This window comes from Asaia sp. SF2.1, from assembly GCF_000505765.1.
GTDB classification, from domain to species: Bacteria; Pseudomonadota; Alphaproteobacteria; order Acetobacterales; family Acetobacteraceae; genus Asaia; species Asaia bogorensis.
In genome coordinates, this window is record NZ_AYXS01000003.1 from 44,481 (window position 1) to 49,869 (window position 5,389).

The window sequence follows — 5,389 nt, forward strand, 5'->3', positions numbered from 1 at the left end:
TGCCCTGCGTGTCATGTCAGGCCTGCCATCCTGCCAGACCGTCCCATGCCTTTGAGAGCGCCGCCTGCACAACACCCTGAGCCACAGGATTACGAGAAAAGGATTTCGATCCGCCAAGGGCTTTCGCCCTGGCCCGCAGAGCGGCGAGCCCGTCTGTGCCATGCAGCTCGCCTACCAGTAATGATCCGTAGCGTCTGAGAAGAGCCATGGCATGGGTCTCGATGTCTCGATGGGTCGCCTTATGCGCACGATAGGCCTCGAGCGAAGCAAACTTCTCTGGCTTGCCCTCGATCGTCACCAGCTGCATGAGCGCTCCGAGCGCCACCTCATGCAGCGAGGGGCGATCTAAGGCTTTCGCTCTCAGGCGCGGCCGGACGCGTCTGGACTGATGAACGGCACGATGCCTCATGATGGGCTCCCTTCAAACACGGATGTCACAGCATTCGACCGTGGCGATCCGGGTGCATGCAGTGTTTCAGGTTCAGGAAGACAGCTTGCGATCCAGAGAGCATGCATGAAATTTGAGGTCGGATCGATTTTTTGGGCTCTGGTGCGTGGCTGTGCAGGAACGTATCGTGAAGATCCACAGCTTCATCCCCGGAATCTGTGGGTAAGTCGCCTGTCATCGCTTTGTTTGGGCACGCCCCTGATCACGATGGGCCATGCACGTCCAGACCGTGCCATAACGGCGATCGGCGAACCCGAAACACGCCCCCTGGCGACAGAATGCGCAATCATGCGCCCAGCTGGAATATGTTTTCAGCGTCCTGCGTGGTCCATCCCGGCATTCGGACGCTGCATCGCGATTAAGGAAGGTATGCTGCGTCTCCGACATTACCGGGGTCCCTCTCCGTTTCCGCCCGCCTGACGCAACGAGCCCTCGATCATGCAGGGCGTCGGGATTTCGTCGATAAAGCAGGAGGCTTCGTTCCAGCGATTGCCGCGCTTGATGGCCCAGCTGATGGTGACACGCTCTCTCGCGCGCGTCAGCGCGACATAGGCCAGGCGACGTTCTTCATTGGCGTCTTTCCCCTCGCTGAATTGCGGGAACAGCGTGTTCTCCCATCCCACGAGAAAGACATGGCGAAATTCCAGTCCTTTGGCGCCGTGAATGGTCATGAGCCGCACCCGGCCGTCCAGCCCGTCCCCGGGAGCGCCCGCGCCGAGGGCGGCATGATCGAACAAGGCTTCACTGGTCGCAAAGTTACCCGCAATCGAGATCAGTTCATGAAGGTTCTGCAGAGGATCGAGGCCTTCCTCTCCAAGCCTGCGCAGCATGTCGCTATATCCCACACGCTGCAGAAGCATCTCGATGCGCTCGCCCAGCATGAGATCCTCACCCAGGGCCACGGCGCGGATGGTGGCCAGAAAGGCATGCAGCCGGGCCATGGCACTTCCCTGCCCCTGCATCTGTTCGGCTGCGACGAAGAGAGAAACGCCCTGCTCTTCGGCAGCCTGCTCGATGCGCGCGAGTGTTTTGGCGCCGACACCCCGCGCAGGCAGGTTTACGACGCGTCGGAAGGCCTCATCCGACTGACGTGACTCCGCGCTTTCCATGAGACGCAGATAGGCCAGACCGTCACGGACCGCGCCACGCTGCCAGAATCCCGTATCGCCGACCAGGACATAGGGAATACGGTGTGCAAGGAGCTGCTCCTCGATCACGCGGGACAGGAAATTGAACCGGTAAAGCACCGCCATATCGTGCCATGCCACGCCTTCTGCCGCCCGTCGTCCGATTTCACGGGCGAGACGCAGCGCCTCATTGGCCCCGTCCTTGCAGGCGAGGATCTCGATCGGCTGCCCCGCTCCGGCTTCGGTATAGAGGGTCTTGGGAAGCCGGTCGGGATCGAGAGCGATGATAGCGTTGGCAGCTTCGAGAATGACGCCGGTGCTGCGAAAATTGCGCTCGAGCGCGATCATCCGACCGCCTGGGAAGGCCGCCAGAAAGTTACGGATATAGCCGATATCGGCGCCCCGCCAGCCGTAGATGCTCTGCGCATCGTCGCCGACTCCGAAGAATTCGCCATGGTCCTGAGACAGCAGCCGGAGCCAGCGATACTGGGCCAGGTTCACGTCCTGGAATTCATCCACCATGACAGCGTCGAAGCGACTGGCCCATTCGCGCCGATAGGTCTCATCGCTCATCATGGCCCGGGTCGGGTAGAGGAGGAGATCGCCGAAATCGGCGGCGTTGGCCCTGCGCAGGGCCTCCTGATAGATCGGGTAGAGGCGTATCGCCTCACACAGGATCCAGTCCTCCTCCGTCATCTCGGCTACCGGACGTGCTGGCCTGTGCGCCCATGCTTCTTCGGGGAGGACAAGGCGATCCTTGAGGCCACTGATGTGGTGAATGAGACGCCTGGCGCGCTTGCGCAGCAGGTCGGCGGTGGCATCGTCAACGGTCTCTGGCCCATTCGACCGCATCTCTGCCTTCATCAGTCGCCGCAGGATCCGTAGGGAATCATCCGTCGTCAGAATGTCGAACCGGGGCCGCAGACTGGCGATACCCGGATCGCGACGCAGCATGCGGCAGGCATGGGCGTGGAACGTGCCCACCCATTTCGGGGTTCGGTCGTAGTCCAAAGCCAGAGCGATGCGCTCGCGCATTTCCCGCGCAGCCTTGTTGGTGAAGGTCACGGCCAGAAGTCGATGGGGTGGCATGTGGCGGCGCTCGATACGATCGCAGATTCCGGCGACGAGGGTCGAGGTCTTGCCGGTGCCCGCACCGGCAAGCACGACGACCGCCCCCTCCTGACGCGCCGCGCGATACTGATCGGCGGTGAGGGTGCTGAAAACGGGATGGGCGGTGTCTGTCATGGCATGCGGTCCGATCGACAAGGGCTAAGCTTTCGGCCCGAGAGTCGCAGGACTTTCTCCAGAGTGCTTTCATTGTTTTTCGCAGTTGGGGCATTTTTTCTCCAGCCCGGTTTCCCCGATCACGCGACCCTTGCGGGTGGCTGTTTGAAAATCCTATGATCTGCAGGCGGCCGCCGACGGAAACGGCGAGCGGGACAGACAAGGAGTGGCGTTCATCATGCGGGGCGGTTTTGAAAGCAGGGATGTCCTGCGCTTTCCGTTCGAGCGCCAGTATGCCCCGACGATCGACAATCTGCGTCGTGCGCTGCCGGAGGACCGGGCGATACGGTCGTTACAATACCGCTTTGGTCAGAAACGGGTCACGCGCGCCACGATTTTCCAGATCTCCTACAAGGACGAAATGGCGCGACTGCACCGTGCGGAACCCGATACGGATCCTCATGCTGTCGATTTCGACCTGGAGCCCGATCCGCTCTTTGCGGACGGGGTCAACCAGGTCTTCAGGATGCTGGGCGAAGCGCAGCGCGCGCATGACGAGCTGGCCTATCTGACACGCCAGGCAGTCGATGCGATTACGGCGAAAGGCCGGTTCGAAGCACCCGATCCTCGTGTGGAGGAAGCCGATTTCCGGCTCGCCGGTCTGGTTGTCCATAGCTGGGCGGCGGGGATCGAGATGCTGGGTCGCTATCGTGCCGTCCATGACTGGTACGCAAGGGTTGCCAATGATCCATTTCCTGCGGCAAAGCGGAAGAAGTCATCCAGAAGCGCCCCCAAAACCAGACCCAGCCCAAAGGGTGGCACGAAGTAAGCCATCTTCAATCACCCCGTGATGATGCGCTCCTGAGCCAGGGGCAGTGCTGGCATGGCCTCACGCAGAGCAGCATTCCAGCTCCACCAGTTACCGACACCGTAGACGTCTCGATAATGTGCCTCCTTGACGTCGCGACGCGCCCTGTATTCTTCGGTATCGAGGCCATAGACTTCCATGGGTGTTCCGCGGGGATCTCTCGTGTCGAGCAATTCGAAATCGGGATGGACAAGCTGTGTCGTCCTGTCGAAGCGCAAAGGCTTGCGGAAGATACGGCGCTCTTCCTGCAGGCGGGTCAACAAAGCCAGCTCATGGCTGCTTGCGACAGGCACGTAGGACGGCCCGACTTCCATCAGGGCGACGCGTTCGATCCACCCTGTCGTGGCACGACCGTCAGGCGTAGGTCTGAGCTGCGCCGTCACCAAGCCGATCACCTGGGCATTGCCCCGCTCGGCTCTGGCTTGCTGCAGAATGCGCCACGCCCATGGGAATTGCGTTCCCAGCGCCTCTGCCATCTGGGGCGGTCCCATGAGATGCAGGTTGAAGGCACGGGCGCCATCAAACCTTAGGCGGATACGCGGGCCATGAGCGCGCTGCTGGGGCTTCGCCGGGTCGGCGGTACGCCCCGCCTCAATGTCGATTGCATCGACGATCCCGCAAAGCAGGACGCGTCGTTCGCTTTGGGCACAGGTTCGGATCTGCTCGAAGGCCGGCAGGCCTGCCTCATCATTATATCCGATCATGGCAAGGCTCCGATCGAGTGTGGCGCCCCCTGAGACGATTGTCGCTGCACTGTGCTCGAGCGCCTGGCGAATGGTCCCCCAGGACCAGCGTCGTCGCCTCTCTTGCGGCCGCCAGTTCGTCAGGCCGGATTGCTCCCAAAGGAGATGGAGAAGACCGAGCAGGCTCATCTGGCGTTGCCGATCCCCCGGCCGGGCACCACGCGGGACTTGTCGCTGAGCGAGCTCCGCAGCCTCGCCGGCTACACCACGGATGATCACGCCACCTTCCAGTGCAATCCTAAGGTTGCCGTCCGGCAATGGAGTGATGACACCTTGTTCGTATCCGAATCGTCCATCCCGGCGGATATCGGGTTCGTGAAAGGGACAGTTCGCACGATGAAGGGTCCCGCTCTCGGGCATGCGAGCCAGATGATAGCGCAGTACCCTGTTCCCGTTTTCCCGCACTTCGCGTGAGCGAACGACAAGCTGCAGTGGCGCTCCATTCGCCCAGCAATCGCAATGCGGCCGGTGAGCATGATCGCCATGCGCCTGCGACAGGAGAGCCTGCCATTGGGGTGCTCTGGCGGGATCGTGGTCCCAGTCAAGATTAGCGCGGCGAGGACGTCGGTCGCGCAATGCGTGGGGGAACGTGATCCATGCGTTCATCGGACCGTCTCCATCGTGAGGCCAGTGTTCATGTCAGGGCGTCTGGACATAGGGGAGATCGCGGGTCGTGGCAGATCACGGTGTCCGTTCTCAAGCATTTCAAGCCAGCGGGAGGGCCGTGCGCCCAGCTTGCCGCCACCTTCCAGCAGACGTCTCAACTCAGTTCGGTGATAGCCAAGATGCTCGGCGAGACGACGTTCCGACCAGCCGAGGGTTATGAGCGCACGACTGACTGCGTAGGCATTCATTGGTGAGCGGTTGCTCGAAAGGGGCACATTACGTGAAAGTGGGGTCGCATAGCGCTGGTGAAGTGCGTGCAGGGCGTCCAGCCACTCCATGAAAGACTGGGGTGGTTCACCAACGCCATTCCGCC

Annotated in this window: 5 protein-coding genes and 1 pseudogene; 1 reads left to right on the plus strand and 5 read right to left on the minus strand. The window is 61.7% G+C overall.

From position 1 onward, the window contains the following. Positions 1 to 16 precede the first annotated feature (16 nt). Positions 17 to 409, minus strand: coding sequence for a hypothetical protein (locus tag P792_RS23540; RefSeq protein WP_152530136.1), 393 nt, complete (start codon positions 407 to 409; stop codon positions 17 to 19). A gap of 425 nt (positions 410 to 834) precedes the next feature. Next, positions 835 to 2,820, minus strand: coding sequence for an ATP-dependent helicase (locus tag P792_RS23550; RefSeq protein WP_023977734.1), 1,986 nt, complete (start codon positions 2,818 to 2,820; stop codon positions 835 to 837). A 217-nt stretch (positions 2,821 to 3,037) separates the two neighbouring features. Here P792_RS23550 and P792_RS23555 point away from each other — a divergent pair, with 217 nt between their 5' ends. Continuing rightward, positions 3,038 to 3,628 carry a hypothetical protein gene (locus P792_RS23555; protein ID WP_152530137.1) on the plus strand — a complete coding sequence of 197 codons (591 nt, stop codon included), beginning with the start codon at positions 3,038 to 3,040 and terminating at the stop codon, positions 3,626 to 3,628. A gap of 11 nt (positions 3,629 to 3,639) precedes the next feature. Here the strand turns inward: P792_RS23555 and P792_RS38210 are convergent, their stop codons facing one another. From P792_RS38210 to P792_RS23565, 3 genes and pseudogenes are all read right to left on the minus strand, one after another. Continuing rightward, entirely contained in the window at positions 3,640 to 4,371 is a 732-nt protein-coding gene (locus tag P792_RS38210; RefSeq protein ID WP_023977736.1) for a DUF1173 family protein, read from the minus strand. A 69-nt stretch (positions 4,372 to 4,440) separates the two neighbouring features. After that, positions 4,441 to 5,016, minus strand: a pseudogene (locus P792_RS39595) (DUF1173 family protein); the annotation flags it as partial. Beyond that, positions 5,013 to 5,389, minus strand: a 377-nt coding sequence (locus tag P792_RS23565; protein ID WP_161630807.1) for a transcriptional regulator, incomplete at its 5' end; no start/stop codon positions are given. The pseudogene P792_RS39595 and the gene P792_RS23565, both read right to left, overlap by 4 nt.